Annotated in this window: 2 protein-coding genes; both read left to right on the top strand. The window is 40.4% G+C overall.

The window, feature by feature from the left end; translation table 11 throughout:
* On the top strand, positions 1-263 hold a 263-nt coding region (locus tag GRP75_RS27970; protein WP_160791005.1), incomplete at its 5' end, for an aldo/keto reductase.
* Positions 264-364: 101 nt separating this feature from the next.
* Positions 365-937 (top strand): TetR/AcrR family transcriptional regulator, encoded by a 573-nt coding sequence (locus GRP75_RS27965; protein ID WP_160791004.1) that lies wholly within the window; start codon positions 365-367, stop codon positions 935-937.
* Positions 938-965 lie beyond the last annotated feature (28 nt).

Here is a 965-nt window from a genome sequence, read left to right as displayed (position 1 = left end):
CCCTTGCAGGTGAAGCAGGATTAACTTTGCCTCATCTTGCCATGGCATTTACACAAGCTCATTCGTCAATTACTTCTGCTATAGTGGGGGCAAGAACAATTGAGCAACTTCGTGAAACGTTAAAAGGCAGCGACATCCGATTAAGCACTGATATCCTGGATGCGATAGATGCTATCGTTCCGCCAGGAGTAACCCTGGATGCCCTGGAAAAAGGATGGACGCCTGATTGGTTACAAGCAGACAAACGAAGAATCCTGGGTTAAATATGTAAGACAGACCTCATACCTGTAATGTATTCACTTATTTTAAATCTAGTTTGCCGATCCTTCACTAAATTGTATAATGATTATTCGAGGTGATGACGATGGCAAGATCAAAAGAATTTGAAGTTAATGAAGTATTAGATAAAGCAATACACCTATTTTGGGCACAAGGATATGAGAAAACTTCAATGCAAGATTTGGTTGAGTTTATGGGCATTCACCGAAGAAGTATCTATGATACCTTTGGGGATAAGCATGCCTTATTTATGAAAGCTCTCGAACGATATGAAACGAAGCAGACCAGCAAAATGAGGTTTCTGATTGAAAAACAAAAACCGATCAAAGAATTAATTCGGGAGTTGTTTGAGGCGACAGTAAGAAATGAAGGAGAACCTCTAGGGTGTTTTCTCGTGAATTCAGGCGTGGAACTCGGCGTGTTGGATCCAGAAGTTGCATCCTTAGTTGATGAGAGTTATTCGCGAACTGAGGAACTCTTGACTAACCTTGTTCTGAAGGGTCAACAATCGGGTGAGTTCAAGAATGACTTGGATCCTGTAGTTATTTCTCATTATTTAATGAATGCGTGGTTGGGGCTACGTACGTTGGTTAAGACAACAACGGATCAGCAAAAATTAATGAATATTATTGATATGACACTGACCGCTTTGGATTAAAAGTGGAATTACAGCATGACAGGCAAAA

This window comes from Paenibacillus sp. OT2-17, assembly GCF_009827695.1.
GTDB classification, from domain to species: domain Bacteria; phylum Bacillota; class Bacilli; order Paenibacillales; family Paenibacillaceae; genus Paenibacillus; species Paenibacillus polymyxa_B.
The sequence above is the reverse complement of the archived record's forward strand: the minus strand, read 5'-3'. Positions and strand labels throughout refer to the sequence as shown.

Excerpts from the sequence above, each read along its gene's own strand:
- GRP75_RS27965 (WP_160791004.1), top strand. The coding sequence starts at position 365 with ATGGCAAGATCAAAAGAATTTGAAGTTAATGAAGTATTAGATAAAGCA.